The organism is Sulfitobacter sp. HI0129 (assembly GCF_001635395.1).
Lineage (GTDB): Bacteria > Pseudomonadota > Alphaproteobacteria > Rhodobacterales > Rhodobacteraceae > Sulfitobacter.
In genome coordinates, this window is the sequence record NZ_LWGH01000921.1 from 1 (window position 1) to 706 (window position 706).

Annotated in this window: 2 protein-coding genes; both read right to left on the minus strand. The window is 65.0% G+C overall.

What is annotated here, in order from left to right:
- Window positions 1-15 precede the first annotated feature (15 nt).
- Window positions 16-630, minus strand: a complete 615-nt coding sequence (gene scpB, locus A3764_RS20960; RefSeq protein WP_040609054.1) for an SMC-Scp complex subunit ScpB — start codon at window positions 628-630, stop codon at window positions 16-18.
- 2 nt (window positions 631-632) lie between these two features.
- Window positions 633-706: DUF1403 family protein (locus A3764_RS24890; RefSeq protein WP_150122363.1), on the minus strand; the 74-nt coding region annotated here is incomplete at its 5' end.

Below are 706 nucleotides of genomic sequence, written 5' to 3' on the forward strand. Positions count from 1 at the left end.
AAAATCGGCAACAGCTTAGCCAAAATCGACTTGTGGTACTTCGTCCACAACCCCCGCGTCCTCCAACTGCTCGCGATCGGGAAGATCGCGAAGGCTTTCCAACCCGAAGGCCAAAAGGAACTGTTCGGTGGTGACGAAGGTATAGGGCGCCCCTCGTCGCGGCGACCTTGGCCCTGTCCCGATCAGGTTGCGTGCATGGAGCCGCCCGATCAGATCGCGACTGATCTCCTTGCCGAAGATGTCCTTGAGTCCGTCGCGGGTGATCGGTTGATGGTAGGCGATGGCGGCCAAGACCGCGACGTCGAATTCGCTTAGGTCCAGCAGTTGGTCCCCGACATCTGCCGCCGCGCGGATTGCGGGCGCGTAGGTGGCGCGCGTGCGAAACATCCAGCCGCCAGCGACCTGCGCAACTTCAAAAGCCCGCCCCTCCAGATCGGCAGCGAGGTCCTCCACCAGCAAATCGACCGAGGCCCCCTGCCCCACCACCCGCGCCAGATCCTCGCGGGCGACCGGCGTGGCCGAGGCAAACAGCACCGCCTCAATCCGGCGCATCCATTCCCGCCAGCGCAGCTCGGGCGGCAGGTCCGTCAACGCGCGATCAAGCTCCGGTTCCAAGCGATCCTTCGCCATCGCTACACCCCGTAGAGCCGGAAAGTGTCGCGCCCGGTCAGCTCGCGCACCGCGCCGAGATCGACCAACCGGTCGC